This window comes from Marinospirillum sp. (genome assembly GCF_035271045.1).
GTDB lineage: Bacteria > Pseudomonadota > Gammaproteobacteria > Pseudomonadales > Halomonadaceae > Marinospirillum.
The window spans coordinates 78,114-92,596 of record NZ_DATESC010000002.1; the positions used below are offsets into that span (position 1 = coordinate 78,114).

The following is a 14,483-nucleotide window of genomic DNA, read 5'->3' on the forward strand; positions in this document are numbered from 1 at the left end:
TTTAAGGATCAGTAAATTATGAGTAACCGTGCCATTATTAATACCGACCAAGCACCACAAGCCATAGGCACTTATTCGCAAGCCGTTAAAGCAGGCAACACGGTTTATTTGTCAGGACAGATTGCGCTAGTACCAGCGACGATGGAAATCGTAGACGGTGGTTTTGAAGCCCAAGCTATACAAGTTTTTGAAAACTTGCAGGCGGTTTGTGTGGCGGCTGGTGGCAGTATGGATGAAATCGTTAAAGTGAATCTTTACCTAACCGACTTGGCTAACTTCACAATCGTGAATGAAGTTATGGCGCGCTATTTTAGCCAGCCCTACCCAGCCAGAGCCGCTGTGCAAGTTGCTGCTTTGCCCAAGGGTGTTGCCTTTGAAGCAGAAGCAGTCATGGTAATTGGCGATTAGCGTTTAAAGTCGTTTGCGTTCATTAAATGCCCTAACTTGCTGGCTTTGGTGTCTAAATAGTCAGCATTGTGAGGGTTAAGGCCAGTGGTTAGCGGAATGCGTTCGTCAACGTTAATACCGTAGCGGGTGAAAGCATCAATTTTTCTTGGATTGTTAGTCATTAAGCGCACACTGTTAATGCCTAAGTGTTCAAGCATAGAAGGCAGCATAGAATAATCACGCATATCAGCTGCAAAACCTAGCTGCTCATTGGCTTCAACGGTATCTGCACCGCCATCTTGTAAGTTGTAAGCCCGAATTTTATTAAGCAGCCCAATCCCCCGACCTTCTTGGCGCAAATAAAATAAAGCACCACGCCCTTCGGTAGCAATACGCTTTAAGGCTTCTTGAAGCTGAAAACCACAGTCGCAACGTAAAGAAAATAAAGCATCACCGGTTAGGCATTCAGAATGGATACGTGCCAAAACAGCTTCTGCCGTGTCTAAATCACCCAGCGTTAAAGCTAAATGTTCTTTGCCAGTTTCGCTGTCCTCAAAGCCATGCATGGTGAAGACAGCCCAAGGGGTAGGTAAGCGGGAAGACGCAATAAAACGCAAAGTCACAAGCTTGGTCTCACAGTTATAGGTTGCTAAAGTTAAGTCTAAGTCGTTAAATTTTTGGCTATTCTACGCGTTAACCAAGCTTTAGGCAGCAATTGCAACTATATATTTCTTTTAATTAAACTGACCCACAGCGTTAACACGGCTAGAATGCTTATAAACAAAGTGGTTTTTAAGTCAATTATTATTTAGGAAAGTTTCATGTCTGAATTAAAAAATGATCGTTTTCTACGTGCACTTAATCGTGAATCTGTTGATGTAACACCCGTTTGGATGATGCGCCAAGCAGGGCGTTATTTGCCAGAATATTTGGCAACACGCAAGGAAGCAGGCACGTTCATGGATTTATGCCGTAATACAGATTTAGCCTGTGAAGTAACTTTACAGCCTTTAGAGCGTTTCGATTTAGATGCTGCTATTTTATTTTCAGACATTCTAACCATTCCTGATGCAATGGGTTTAGGGCTATATTTTGAAACGGGTGAAGGCCCACGTTTTAAAAAGACGATTCGCACCGCTAAAGATGTAGAAGACCTGCCCATCCCTAACATTGCAAGTGATCTAAGCTATGTCACCGATGCGGTTAGTCGCATTCGTAAAGAGTTAAACGGCCGTGTACCTTTAATTGGTTTTTCGGGTAGCCCTTGGACTTTGGCAACCTACATGATTGAAGGCCAAGGCAGTAAAGAGTACCGTCATGCTAAAGCAATGCTTTACGGTCAGCCTGATGTAATGCATCAGCTACTTGATAAATTAGCCCGCACAGTGACTGATTATTTAAACGCCCAAATACGCGCTGGCGCTCAAGCGGTACAAATTTTTGATTCTTGGGGCGGTGCTTTGTCAACGCCTGCTTATTTAGAGTTTTCTTTAAAGTACATGGAGCAAGTTGTTCACGGGCTGATTCGTGAGCATGAAGGTCGCAAAGTACCCGTCATCTTATTTACTAAAGGCGGCGGTCAATGGCTTGAACACATGGCAGCAACGGGTGCTGATGCGCTTGGATTAGACTGGACAACCGAAATGAGTGATGCGCGGGCGCGAGTGGGTCATCGCGTTGCTTTGCAGGGTAACTTTGATCCCAGCGCTTTATTTGCACCACCTGCAGGCATTCGTGCTGAAGTGGGTCGAATTTTAGAAAGTTATGGTTCAGGCAATGGTCATGTCTTTAATTTGGGTCACGGTATTAACCAGTTTGTTAACCCAGAGCATGCCAAGGTTTTAATAGACTCAGTGCATGAGCTGAGTATTCCGTATCATAGTCAGAAGTAGAAGCTAGACTTTATTGTGTTTTAAGGTTTTGCTAATATTACAAAATGTAACCAGTAACCTGAGGTGTGTAATATGTTTACAACGAATGATGAGCTGCCTGATGTGCTATCTAATATGTTGAAAGGGATAGCTAGCCCGCTGCCGCGCTTAACGGCGGATCAGTTAGAAAGTTTTCTGGCTTTAACGCACGCCGATAACGTAACTAATTTAAAAACAACGAATAATTGGCTCAGCAATTTTAATGGCCAAATTTTAAAAAGCATGATGGCTGCTTCTTACCAACAAAGTGATGTGTTTGCACCTTTTGGTGTGCCACAAGAACTATTTACAGGTTGGTTAAAGCCTTTAGTCAAAGCAACACAAGAAGCTGTTGCAGCAGGGCGTGATCCTGATCCAGTAGCTAATGATAATCTGCGTATTGAATCCCTTTATGCTTCGCGGATTAAGCGTTTGGTAACGTCGTTAACAAAAGAAGTAAAAGCTACCCCTGAAGAGTTGGCAGAAGGCCGTGATGACATTACGCGTAAAGGCTACCGTTTAATATTTGACCGTAAAGCGTGTGACCGTGTTTGTACAGAAGCCGCAGGTCAGGCTTGGTTACTTACCCACTTGGCCGCTTTTCAACAGCTAGAGTGGCGTTACCGCAGCTATGGACAAACCCGTTTAAGAGCGATGAAAAAGCTATTGCGCTCTTTGCTGCAAGTGATTGCTAACGAGCCATTAAGCAAACTACGCCGTAACCCTTATCGTAAACTTACGCCAGAAGGTGAGCGTGTACAAAGTGATGATAAGTATTTGGCTGATTGTGAATTGCGTCTTTTGGCACTACTGGCACACGATGCGTTTGATGTGCGCCGTTTTGCGCTTGAAGCACCAACGTCTTTCTTGGGTGCTTGCGATTGGCAAACGGTCGCCGGTTCAGAGCTTTATTCGGTTAAATTAAGGCATTACCCACTACCTGAAGGCGTTAAGCGCAACGGTAGAACGCTGTATATGGCTAGCCCAATGATTAATCGCTGCGAGATTTTTGATTTAGCACCGGGTAAGTCTGTTGTGGAAGGTATGTTGCAACAGGGCTATGACATCTACATGATTGATTATGGTAATCCAGGCCCAGATCAAGCCAATTTAGGTTTAAGTTTTTACGGCAAAACCGTGCATGACAAATACCTAGAAATGATTATTGAACGCCATCCTGAACAAAGCATTGATGTGATGTCTTATTGCATGGGTGGCACATTATTTATGCCTTACCTTGCACGCAGAATCGAAGAACTCAACATCAGTGGCGGTCAGCTACAAATTCGCCAAGTGGTACTGATGACCGCACCCATTTTCTTTGATGATGAAGAAAGCGGTCATAAACCCATGCGTGATGTGATTCGTGAGCATTATTCGCCTGAAGTGATGCAAACATTTTATGCTGGCTGCAACGTGCCACCACAAACCATTGAAGTGGGTATGCACGCCATTCAACCAGGCGTTGCTTTTAGTGTAGCCGAAGGTTTTTATGCACGTGCCAACTTCCCCGGCGCAATTGATGATGCAGCACCTTTTATGCATTGGTTGAATTCTGGTACGCGTTTCCCAGCGCGGGCGCACGGCGAGTGGATTAAAAAAATCTTCCTAGATAACGAAATTTGGGAAGGTAAATACGCACTACCGTCTAAGCATCCAGAGCTAGACGGTAAGCCAGTGAATATGGATATGCTAAATATGGCAGACGTGGCGCTGTTTGATTACCGTGGTTTACGTGACCCGATTGCACCCGTTGGCTCTTGTAGAACCAGCGAACGTTGGGGACGCAGAGATGATGGCAATATACAGATGACCTGTGGTGGCTTGAACCGTACGATTGAAAAAAATGTTGGGCACATCTTTGTGGTGAGTAAACGCTTGCTGGGCGATTTTTTAGAATCAGTAACTGATTTCTTACACGATGAGCCACCGGCTTATGTTCCCAACAAAAAAGCTGGAACACCTGATCCTTGCCCACCTGGAAAAGTGATTGTTGAAATTAAAGAAGTGACTCAACAGCTTGAAATTAAAGAAACAACCGTTATTGAAGCTAAAGCACCTGAAGCTGAAACTAAAGCACCCGAAACTAAAGCACCTGAAGCTAAACCGGTTACGCCTAATAAAAAGAGACCACCCGCTAAGCGTTAAATTTTAGTTATTGTTAGATTGCCGCCCAAGTATGTAAAGTTCATGCTTGGGCGGTCTGCCCTTGTAATTCTTATTTAGCAGCGGTTAGGGCTTGTTCTAAATCTGCCAACAAATCATCAATATGCTCGATACCTACCGATAAACGCACCATATCTTCGCTAACACCTGCGCTGGCCATTTCTTCAGCATTGAGCTGGCGGTGAGTCGTTGAAGCAGGAATTGAAGAGCAGCTTTTGGCATCGCCAATATTCACTAGGCGATTAAATAATTGCAGCGCATCATAAAATTTCACGCCAGCTTCTTTACCGCCTTTAATGCCAAAGCTAAGAATGCCCGACGCTTTGCCGCCCATGTATTTTTGCGCTAACGCATGGTCAGCATGATCAGCTAAACCGGCATAGTTAACCCAAGCAACTTGCGCGTGTTGTTTTAAGTATTCAGCTACTTTTTGGGTGTTTTCACAAGTACGTTCAATACGCAGGGCAAGGGTTTCTAAACCTAATAACAAGTTCCAAGCCGCTTGTGCAGACAGTGCCGCACCCATATTACGTAAAGGTACAACGCGGGCACGGGTAATAAAGGCCGCTGCGCCGACATCTTTTACATAATTAACGCCATGATAAGAAGCATCGGGCTGGTTTAATAGAGGAAAGCGCTCGGCATTGTCACCCCACGGGAACTTACCCGAATCAACAATAACACCACCAAGCGTTGTGCCGTGTCCACCAATGTATTTAGTGGCAGAGTGAATAACAATGTCTGCGCCTTGTTCAATGGGTCGCCATAAAAAAGGCGTTGCAACCGTGTTATCCACAACCACAGGTACGCCATGACGGTGAGCCACTTCCACCAAGCCTTCCATATCAACCACGCCACCAGAAGGATTACCGATGGATTCACAAAAAACGGCTTTGGTTTTTTTATCAATTAACGCTTCTAAACCCGCTAAATCATTTTTATCTGCAAAACGTACTTCAATACCTTGGCGCGGTAGTGTGTGTGCAAATAGGTTGTAAGTACCACCGTATAATTCGCTGATAGAAACAATATTATCACCCGCTTCGGCAAGCGTTTGAATGGTGTAAGTAATCGCAGCCATACCTGAAGCAACGGCCAAGCCAGCAATACCGCCTTCCAATGCAGCTACGCGCTGCTCTAATACACCACAAGTCGGGTTCATGATGCGCGTATATATATTGCCAGGCACTTTTAAGTCGAATAAATCAGCAGCGTGTTGTGCTGAATCAAAACTAAATGACGTGGTTTGGTGAATAGGCACTGCAACAGCGTGTTGGCCATCGGGTTCGTAAGCATGGTGTAGCGCAAGTGTTTCGCGTTTCATGGTGTATCCTTATTCAAGGTATGATTTAACTTTTAGTTATATTGAATGTGTTTTTTATAACTGTCAATAAAAAAGCAGGGTGTTATGGCAAAACAAAAAACCGCCTATGTTTGCATAGAATGCGGTGCAGAATACAGTAAATGGCAAGGTCAATGCGGCGCTTGTAAAGAATGGAATAGCGTACAAGAAATACGTTTAGGCGCAGCAACAAGCCGCAGCACACCAACCTCTTCAGCACGCAGCGGGTTTGCTGGCGGCTTGTCTAAACAGGTGCAAGACCTTTCTGAAATAAACTTGCAAGATTTACCAAGGTTTTCAACCACCTTCAATGAATTTGACCGAGTGCTGGGTGGTGGTTTAGTGCCTGGTTCAGCTGTTTTGTTGGGTGGTCATCCCGGTGCAGGCAAATCAACCTTGTTGCTACAGACGGCTTGTAAGCTAGCGCAATTAATGAAAGTGCTTTATGTCACGGGTGAAGAATCTTTACAGCAGGTGGCGTTACGGGCGCAGCGGTTAGGCTTGCCAACGCAAGGTTTAAAAATGCTGGCTGAAACCAGTGTAGAAAGTATTCTGGCGGTAGCAGAGATAGAAAAACCACAGGTGTTGATTGTGGATTCGATTCAAACCATGCACGTCAGCGATGTGCAGTCTGCACCAGGGGGCGTATCACAGGTTAGAGAGTCAGCAGCGTTTTTAACCCGCTTTGCTAAACAAACCCATACGGTGTTGTTTTTAGTGGGTCATGTCACTAAAGATGGTTCATTAGCTGGGCCAAAAGTTTTAGAACACATGATTGATGCGTCGCTGCTGTTAGAGGGTGATGGTGATTCACGTTTTCGTACATTACGCGGCCAGAAAAACCGCTTTGGTGCAGTCAATGAGTTGGGCGTGTTTGCCATGTTAGAAGGTGGTTTAAAAGAAGTTAAAAACCCTTCGGCCATTTTTTTATCACGTGATGAAGAACCCGCAGCAGGCAGTGTGGTTATGGCAACTTGGGAAGGTACACGACCGCTGTTGGTGGAAGTGCAAGCATTGGTGGATGAGTCGCAATTGGGTAATCCACGCCGTATAGCCGTGGGTTTAGATGCTAACCGCTTATCTATGTTACTGGCTGTGCTGCATCGGCATGGTGGTATTTTTACGGGTGACCAAGATGTGTTTTTAAACGTCGTGGGTGGGATAAAAGTGCTAGAAACCAGCGCCGATTTAGCTGCTGTAATGGCAATAGTTTCTTCACTCAAAAATCAACCCTTGCCGCATGAACTAATGGTGATTGGTGAGATTGGTTTATCGGGTGAGATTCGCCCTGTACCCAGCGGGCAAGAAAGAATAAAAGAAGCCGCCAAGCATGGCTTTACCAAAGCAATTGTACCCAAAGGTAATGTGCCTAAAGATATGCCAGCAGGAATGCAGGTGATAGGTGTTAGCAAGCTAAAAGAAGCGTTGGAAGCGATTTAAGTGAAAAACATGGATGTTTTTGCCTAGTTTTCTGACCAATTGGCTAGGAGATTTTATTAAGATTTTCATTTAAAAAAATGCTGCTGACTAGCGCAGTTCCCAAACTTTGCCTCTTTTAAAAGGTATAGGTTCAGCTACAAAATTTAGCAGTCCTGTAATTCAGTAAGAAATAATAGTGCTAATAAAGAGGCTTGCTGGAGGTGAAAAAGTAGCAGAGATTGATACAGATAAAGCATTCAAATAGATAACTGCATGGCCTGATAATTGATTACCTCTTAAAAATATTGATAGATAATAGTAAATATATAATATTATAATAAGAGTCTAGCAAGCTATTTGGAACGTCTTTCGGTTCAGTTCAGCAGGACTGCATTTGAGGATTTCTGTAAAAAAACAAATATAAAAAACAATAACAACATAGGTTATTATTACTATAAAAAAAGTTCAGATGCAGATTAAACCAATCTCTGTATTTGGATTCATTTACTACAAAGAAAAGGAAAACTCATGAATATTCGGTCCTTAAAAGGTATGTATATTGGGCTAAGCTGTCTGATAGCAGCTATGTTATTAATCTTATTTCTGGCCATACTCAAGTTGCAGGCAGCAAATGAAGAGCAGGCCAAAGCCAGTGCTCTGCGATACCAATCCTACCTTCTGGCTGATGAACTTCGCCAAAGCTCAGATGACTTAACCCGCCTTGCAAGAACCTACGTAGTTACAGCCGATTCCAAATGGGAAAAACAGTATTCTGAAATACTGGATATACGTAATGGTAATAAACCACGTCCTGAGTATCCCGAACGTATTTTCTGGGATTTTGAAGCCGCGGATATTCCAGTCGCACGCACAGGTATCCAAGCATCTTTGCATAATTTAATGGAAAAATCCGGATTTACCCCAGAGGAGTTTGCTTTACTTAATAAGGCTGAAGATAACTCGAATACTTTAATTAAAACTGAAACGGTAGCTATGAATGCCGTTAAAGGACTTTTCGAGGATGCTCAAGGGAAGTTTACAATTAGAGGTGAACCCGATCAGGCAACAGCCATTACCATGATGCACAATCAGGCTTATCACAACGAAAAAGCACGTATTATGGAGCCGGTTAACCAGTTCTTATCCATGCTGGATGAGCGGACATCAACAGCCGTTCAGGACGCACAAAAACAAGCACAAACTTGGCTCTATATTCTTTTGTTTATTTGCCTTATGACTTTTTTAATTTTAGGGACCGCACTGGCACTGGCTTGGCGATACTCTCAGCAGCAGCTTGGTGCTGAACCTAGTCTGTTGAATAAAATAGCCCAGCGTCAGGCAGAAGGTTACCTAGACGTGGATAACCAGAAGAGAAGTGGGGTAGCAGCTTCCATGCAGGCCGTCAGTCGTAAGTTACGTGAAGTTCTTGGTGTTGCTCAACAGGGAACACAAAGTGTATCGGCAGTGGCAGACCAACTGAGTAATGCTTCTGAACAACTCAGCACAGGTATGGCAGCTCAGTCAGAGCGGGTTACCCTGATTGCTTCAGCTTCAATAGAAATGGCACAAACAGCCAGTGAAATAGCTGATAATGTTAACAGCGTAGAAAAGAGTGCGATGGAAGCCCTTGAGCTTGCAGAGGCTGGTGGCACTAAAGTCAGCCAATCCACCAAATCGATGGATGATATTTTCAAATATGTGACACTGGCTTCAGATCAGGCAAGCACACTTGAGGTAAAAGCCAATCAGGTGCAGGAAGTTGTCAGCATCATCTCCAGTATTGCTGAACAAACAAACCTGCTGGCCCTAAATGCAGCCATTGAAGCGGCCCGTGCCGGTGAAGCTGGGCGAGGATTTGCTGTCGTTGCAGATGAAGTCCGTAGCCTTGCGGAACGTAGCACCCAAGCAACTCACGAAATCAATACAATTATTGGTAGTATGCAAGAGAGTGTTAATCAGGTTATAGATTCGATGGTTAAGGTTTCCTCCAGTGCAGAAGAGGGCAAAGAAATCTCACAAGATACAGCTCAATCCTTCACCAAAATCATTTCTTCAATTCAACTACTGCAAGAGCATGTCACCCAAAATAGGACCTCTATTGATGGAATGTCATCAACTGCGGATCAAATCACAGCTGATATTCAGGCAATTGCCGATGTATCCCATGAATCACTAGCTTCATCGCAACATATTGCTGAGTCAGCCAATGAGCTGGTGGAAAATATGCAAAGCCTTAACCAGAGCGCAGCTTATTTCAAGATTTGATGTTAAAAAGCACTAGAGCAAAAAAACACTGTTATCCAGAAGGGTGGCAGTATTTTTTTGTAGCACTTAGGATTCTTCTTATTCAATGCTTTTCATCAATTATATTTAATCTGTTGTATTTTTAAGGTTTTGGCTATTGTAATTGTATAATGCTTTAGGTATTAAATTTACTGGTAATTAATCAGATTTATTTATTGCCTGAAATAACAGTTTATAGGAAAAAGTTTTTTTATCAGGCTTTTCTAGTAACTTTTAAAGATCTTACTCTAAGGTGATCATGCATTAATGCAATTTAAATCGCTAACAACTCACCCGATTCAAGTAGGTGTATCTTGGTTTGTAAATCTAACTGGGCAAGTTCGGCTTTAATTTCTTCAGTTTGGCTAGGTTTTAAATGTGATAGCCATACCTGTTTAGGTTGATGCCCCAATGCATTAATAAACGCATTCAGCAGCGAAGGGGTAAGGTGTTTGGATACTTTAGCTAGGCTTAACAAGCGGTCTGGGAAGGCACATTCTGTCATTAATACATCTAATGTGCCTAGCTGATTGATTTCTTTTAAAAGCCGTTCACCATAAGTGGTGTCGCTAGTAAATGCGAAGGTTTTCTGTTGTGTATCAACCACATGATAACCGCAAGTAGGAACAATGTGCTCAACAGGAAAAGCCGTTAAAGTTAGTTCATTAATGACGACTGGCTGATAGGGCGTAACGGCATTGAACTTCACAACGGGTGTTATTTCATTGGGAAGTGTCGAAAAATCAGGCCAAATTTTCCAGTTAAAAATATGCTCACGCAGTGTTGCTAATACTTCGGGCAAGGCATAAACCTGAATGGGTTCTTTTAGCTGCTCAAAAAGGTTGTCGATCAGTAGCGGTAAAAAACAAATATGATCCATGTGTGAATGGGTTAAAAAAATATGCTTAATTTTTAACTGTTCTTCATGATTAAGCGTGCCTAAACCTGTACCAGCATCAAGTAAAATGTGTTCATTCAGTCGATAGCAAGTAGTGTATTGCCCAGCGCCCATACCACCACTACAACCTAAAATTTCTACCTTCACACTTAGCTCCTTGCTACGATTTTGTTGATTGATTCAAAGTTAATGCCTGGTAGGGTATTTATGTCGATGGTGTCTATTTGCTCGGGTTGCAAATGTTTTTTAGCGTAATCAAGGTAAACACCCTTGTAAACAAATAAAGTAAAGATATCTGGGTCAAGGTGATGATCTTCGACCATACGCCCCATAATGGCTAAAGCTTGCGACAAAGGCATGGGTTTTTTATAGGGTCTTTCATGGGCAGTTAAGGCTTCAAAAACATCGGCTATACCCATAATTCTTGCAGGTATCGACATTTGTTCGCGGGTTAGTCCTCGTGGATAACCTTTACCATCCATGCGTTCATGATGCCCACCGGCATATTCAGGAACGCGCTGTAAATGGCGTGGAAAAGGCAACTGTTCCAACATTGCCAAGGTGTGCACCATGTGACCTTCCATAATGGCGCGCTCTGCGCGGTTAAGTGTGCCACGCCGAATCGAAAGGTTCATCACTTCATCCTCGTTAAGCAAAGTATGGTGTTGACCTTTTAAGTCTATCCAGCCTTGCTCACTTAAACGTAGGATTCTGGCTATTTTTTCATCCGCTATAAACTCACCTCCCGTATTGGCAACTTGTAAGAATGCCAGACTATCAGCCAGTTGTGTTTCAAGTTGTGCATAAAAATCTAAACGCTCGGCGTTTAATGCAGCACCTTGTTTAGCAGCAGTTAGCTCTTCTTTTAATTTAGCAATTTCTAAGTCACGGCGTAAAATTTCAAAACGGTCTGCTATGGAATGAATACGGTCAACAATGGTTTCTAGCTTAGTGGACTTTTCCATAATGTGATGCGGTGTAATTACCTTCCCGCAGTCATGTAGCCAAGCCGCAGTTTTTAGCTCATAACGGTCTTCGTCAGTCATGCTAAAACCTTCTAACCCAGGAAATTCAGCACCATTGGCGGCTTCAGCAAGCATGAGTGTGGCTTCAGGAACACGGCGGCAATGTGCGCCGGTATGCGGTGACTTAGCGTCAATCGCACTAGCAATAACCTGAGCAAAACTATCAAATAAAGTACGCAGCTCATCAATTAAACGCCGGTTAGTCAGTGCAACAGCAGCTTGTGATGCTAAGGATTCAGCAACATCTTGGTCGCTTTCATCAAATGCTATAGTTAAGCCATTATTATCGCATTTATTAAGTAGCTGCAAAGCAGCAATAACTTCACCTTCGTGATTAAGCAATGGAATGGTTAAAAATGACTGAGATCGATAGCCTGTTTTTGCATCAAAAGCGCGTGTACCAGAAAAATCAAATCCTTCTTCATGGTAAGCGTCTTTAATACGCACAGTCGTTTTGTTTAATACCGACCAAGCCACAATCATGCGCTTATTGGGTAAGCCATCCGCTAGATGTAATGGAATTAATGGAAAGTTATCGCCAACAGGTTTGCCGCTGCCACCCAAATGAATATTAAGCGGGTCGTTATGAACCATAACAAAGCGCAGTGAATCATTATTCGGCTCCATCATATACAGCGTGCCAGCGTCGGCCTGTGTCAATTCTCGGGCACTGTTAAGAATCATTTCCAGCAGCTTGGTCTGATCTTTTTGTGCTGACAACGCAATCCCTATGGTGTTTAAACGCTTAATACGCTCATAGCTAGGGTTAGAAGAAAGCTTAGGTAACATATTGATCCTTGATTAAAGGCTGCTAGGTCTTGGATGCCTAAGACTGGCAAATTTCAAGTATAATGCCAAGTATTTAAACTTTGTAAAATTCTATGGAGAAAATCATGGTCAGAGTTGCAATCATGGGTGCGGGTGGCCGCATGGGTAAAACCTTAATACAGGCAGTAAGCGAAAGTACTCAAGTTACCTTAGCAGCAGGCATTGTTGAACCCAACTCTAGCTTAGTGGGTGTCGATTTAGGCGAATTGGCAGGCATCGGCAAAAATGCGATTCAAGTCACCGACTCATTAGAAAAAGTGGTTAACGATTTTGATCTATTAATTGATTTTACAACACCAGCCGTTACGCTGGCTAATGCGGATTTTTGTGCGGTTAATGGTAAAGCAATGGTCATTGGCACGACGGGGTTAAGTGACAGCGACAAAGCTGTGCTGGCTGCGGCTGCAGAAAAAGTGCCAGTGGTATTTGCACCAAACATGAGCGTAGGCGTTAACGTGTGCTTTCGTTTATTGGCATTAGCCGCTGCTGCGTTGGGCGATGATTACGATGTTGAAATTGTTGAAGCGCATCACCGCCATAAAGTCGATGCGCCTTCTGGTACGGCTTTAGGCATGGGCGAAGTGGTCGCCAAAGCACTGGGGCGTAACTTAAAAGACGTGGCTGTGTATGGCAGAGAAGGCCACACCGGTGCGCGTAAACCCGAAACGATTGGCTTTGCAACAATGCGCGTAGGCGATGTGGTAGGCGATCATACGGTCGTGTTTGGCAATGAAGGCGAGCGCGTTGAAATTACACACAAGGCGTCTAGTCGTATGACCTTTGCCAAAGGCGCGGTAAGGGCTGCCAGTTGGCTAGAAAGCAAGTCGGCAGGTCTTTATGATATGCAAGATGTACTGAACTTAAAGTGATTTGGTGGTAGACCTTTCTAACGTTTTTGCGGTAGAATTATTTAGATGAGCGTCCGAACTTAGGGCATAAGCTTACCTACCAAATTATATAAAAAAGCGGGATGGACACCAGTTCATCTCGCTTTTTTGCAACCCAAAATCGGTATCGGTCGTACTCAAACGACCCTGCTGAAAGCCTTTTATGGGAGGAAACTGTTTTGACCAGACCCGCTATTCTGGCCCTTGAAGATGGTAGTATTTTCCGTGGCGTTGCTATTGGTGCTGACGGACAAACTGTCGGTGAAGTGGTGTTTAACACAGCCATGACCGGCTACCAAGAAATACTGACCGACCCTTCTTATACCCGTCAGCTAGTAACCTTGACTTACCCTCATATTGGCAATACTGGCATCAACGCTGAAGATATAGAATCGGCTTCTATGGGTGCTGCCGGATTAATCATTCGTGATTTGCCATTAATGGCCAGTAATTTTCGTAGTGAAATGCCTTTGCAAGATTACTTGCAACAAAACCAATTGGTTGCCATTGGTGACATAGATACGCGCCGTTTGACCCGTATTTTGCGTGACAAAGGTTCGCTAAGTGGCTGTATTTTAGCGGGTGAAGCGGCAGCGGTTGCAAATGCAGCCGATATTGCTTTGGCTGCTGCACGTAATTTTCCAGGTCTAAAAGGCATGGACTTGGCAAAAGAAGTCACTACCAAAACCATCCAAAACTGGACAGAAGGTGAGTGGACTTTGGGTCAAGGTTATGCACAACTAGACGAAAGCCAGCAGCCTTACCATGTAGTCGCTTATGACTATGGGGTGAAGTTTAATATTTTAAGAATGCTTGCCAGTCGCGGTTGCCGTATCACCTTAGTACCAGCACAAACAACGGCTGCTGAAGTATTAGCCATGAAGCCAGACGGCGTGTTTTTGTCTAACGGCCCGGGGGATCCTCAGCCTTGCGATTATGCAATTAAAGCCATTGCTGAAATTTTGGAAACCCAAGTGCCTGTGTTTGGTATTTGTTTAGGTCACCAGTTATTGGCGTTAGCCTCTGGCGCACAAACAGTAAAAATGCCACATGGCCATCACGGTGCGAACCATCCAGTACAAAACCTAGACACCGGCCTAGTGATGATTACCAGTCAAAATCACGGTTTTGCCGTTGATGAAGCCACACTGCCTGCCAACCTTCGTGCGACGCATAAATCACTTTTTGATGGCACTTTGCAGGGCATAGAGCGCACCGATAAAGCCGCGTTTAGCTTTCAGGGTCATCCAGAAGCCAGCCCTGGCCCACAGGATGTTGCGCCTTTGTTTGATCGCTTTATTCAGCTGATTCAAGCCCGCAAGAACCAAGCTGCCTGAA

The 14,483-nt window shown here is 43.9% G+C and carries 11 protein-coding genes; 7 read left to right on the forward strand and 4 right to left on the reverse strand.

Going from position 1 to position 14,483, the window contains the following annotated elements:
• The first annotated feature begins 18 nt into the window (after positions 1–18).
• Positions 19–408, forward strand: coding sequence for a RidA family protein (locus VJY63_RS01255; protein ID WP_324047849.1), 390 nt, complete (start codon positions 19–21; stop codon positions 406–408).
• Here VJY63_RS01255 and ribA read toward each other — a convergent pair.
• Positions 405–1,010 carry a GTP cyclohydrolase II gene (ribA, locus tag VJY63_RS01260; protein ID WP_324047851.1) on the reverse strand — a complete coding sequence of 202 codons (606 nt, stop codon included), beginning with the start codon at positions 1,008–1,010 and terminating at the stop codon, positions 405–407. The two genes, VJY63_RS01255 and ribA, sit on opposite strands and share 4 nt — an antisense overlap.
• A 198-nt stretch (positions 1,011–1,208) precedes the next feature.
• Between ribA and hemE the strand changes: the two genes are divergently transcribed.
• Together hemE and VJY63_RS01270 are read left to right on the forward strand one after the other, a co-directional pair.
• On the forward strand, positions 1,209–2,279 hold the full coding sequence (gene hemE, locus VJY63_RS01265; RefSeq protein WP_324047854.1) for a uroporphyrinogen decarboxylase: 1,071 nt from the start codon (positions 1,209–1,211) through the stop codon (positions 2,277–2,279).
• Between the two features lie 72 nt (positions 2,280–2,351).
• Positions 2,352–4,445 (forward strand): hypothetical protein, encoded by a 2,094-nt coding sequence (locus VJY63_RS01270; protein ID WP_324047855.1) that lies wholly within the window; start codon positions 2,352–2,354, stop codon positions 4,443–4,445.
• Between the two features lie 70 nt (positions 4,446–4,515).
• On the opposite strand, the gene VJY63_RS01275 is transcribed toward VJY63_RS01270, so the two are convergent.
• Complete coding sequence (locus tag VJY63_RS01275; protein WP_324047857.1) at positions 4,516–5,787, reverse strand: O-acetylhomoserine aminocarboxypropyltransferase/cysteine synthase family protein; 1,272 nt, start codon at positions 5,785–5,787, stop codon at positions 4,516–4,518.
• An 84-nt stretch (positions 5,788–5,871) separates the two neighbouring features.
• Here VJY63_RS01275 and radA point away from each other — a divergent pair, with 84 nt between their 5' ends.
• Both radA and VJY63_RS01285 read left to right on the forward strand, forming a co-directional pair.
• The gene (gene radA, locus VJY63_RS01280) at positions 5,872–7,245 is read left to right on the forward strand and encodes a DNA repair protein RadA (RefSeq protein ID WP_324047859.1); all 1,374 of its coding nucleotides are present in this window, start codon (positions 5,872–5,874) and stop codon (positions 7,243–7,245) included.
• Between the two features lie 507 nt (positions 7,246–7,752).
• On the forward strand, positions 7,753–9,489 hold the full coding sequence (locus VJY63_RS01285; protein WP_324047861.1) for a methyl-accepting chemotaxis protein: 1,737 nt from the start codon (positions 7,753–7,755) through the stop codon (positions 9,487–9,489).
• Between the two features lie 292 nt (positions 9,490–9,781).
• Here the strand turns inward: VJY63_RS01285 and VJY63_RS01290 are convergent, their stop codons facing one another.
• Both VJY63_RS01290 and VJY63_RS01295 read right to left on the reverse strand, forming a co-directional pair.
• Positions 9,782–10,552: a 3',5'-cyclic-nucleotide phosphodiesterase gene (locus VJY63_RS01290; RefSeq protein WP_324047863.1), complete on the reverse strand. Its 771-nt coding sequence runs from the start codon at positions 10,550–10,552 to the stop codon at positions 9,782–9,784.
• Positions 10,553–10,554: 2 nt separating this feature from the next.
• Positions 10,555–12,219 carry an HD domain-containing phosphohydrolase gene (locus VJY63_RS01295; protein WP_324047865.1) on the reverse strand — a complete coding sequence of 555 codons (1,665 nt, stop codon included), beginning with the start codon at positions 12,217–12,219 and terminating at the stop codon, positions 10,555–10,557.
• 104 nt (positions 12,220–12,323) lie between these two features.
• Between VJY63_RS01295 and dapB the strand changes: the two genes are divergently transcribed.
• A complete protein-coding gene (gene dapB / locus VJY63_RS01300; RefSeq protein ID WP_324047867.1) occupies positions 12,324–13,127 on the forward strand; it encodes a 4-hydroxy-tetrahydrodipicolinate reductase in 804 nt (267 codons plus the stop codon).
• 197 nt (positions 13,128–13,324) lie between these two features.
• Positions 13,325–14,482: a glutamine-hydrolyzing carbamoyl-phosphate synthase small subunit gene (gene carA / locus VJY63_RS01305; protein ID WP_324047869.1), complete on the forward strand. Its 1,158-nt coding sequence runs from the start codon at positions 13,325–13,327 to the stop codon at positions 14,480–14,482.
• Position 14,483 lies beyond the last annotated feature (1 nt).

Coding starts and splice junctions, on each gene's coding strand:
- VJY63_RS01285 (WP_324047861.1), top strand. CDS start 7,753: ATGAATATTCGGTCCTTAAAAGGTATGTATATTGGGCTAAGCTGTCTG.
- VJY63_RS01275 (WP_324047857.1), bottom strand. CDS start 5,787: ATGAAACGCGAAACACTTGCGCTACACCATGCTTACGAACCCGATGGC.
- dapB (WP_324047867.1), top strand. CDS start 12,324: ATGGTCAGAGTTGCAATCATGGGTGCGGGTGGCCGCATGGGTAAAACC.
- hemE (WP_324047854.1), top strand. CDS start 1,209: ATGTCTGAATTAAAAAATGATCGTTTTCTACGTGCACTTAATCGTGAA.
- radA (WP_324047859.1), top strand. CDS start 5,872: ATGGCAAAACAAAAAACCGCCTATGTTTGCATAGAATGCGGTGCAGAA.
- VJY63_RS01270 (WP_324047855.1), top strand. CDS start 2,352: ATGTTTACAACGAATGATGAGCTGCCTGATGTGCTATCTAATATGTTG.
- VJY63_RS01295 (WP_324047865.1), bottom strand. CDS start 12,219: ATGTTACCTAAGCTTTCTTCTAACCCTAGCTATGAGCGTATTAAGCGT.
- VJY63_RS01255 (WP_324047849.1), top strand. CDS start 19: ATGAGTAACCGTGCCATTATTAATACCGACCAAGCACCACAAGCCATA.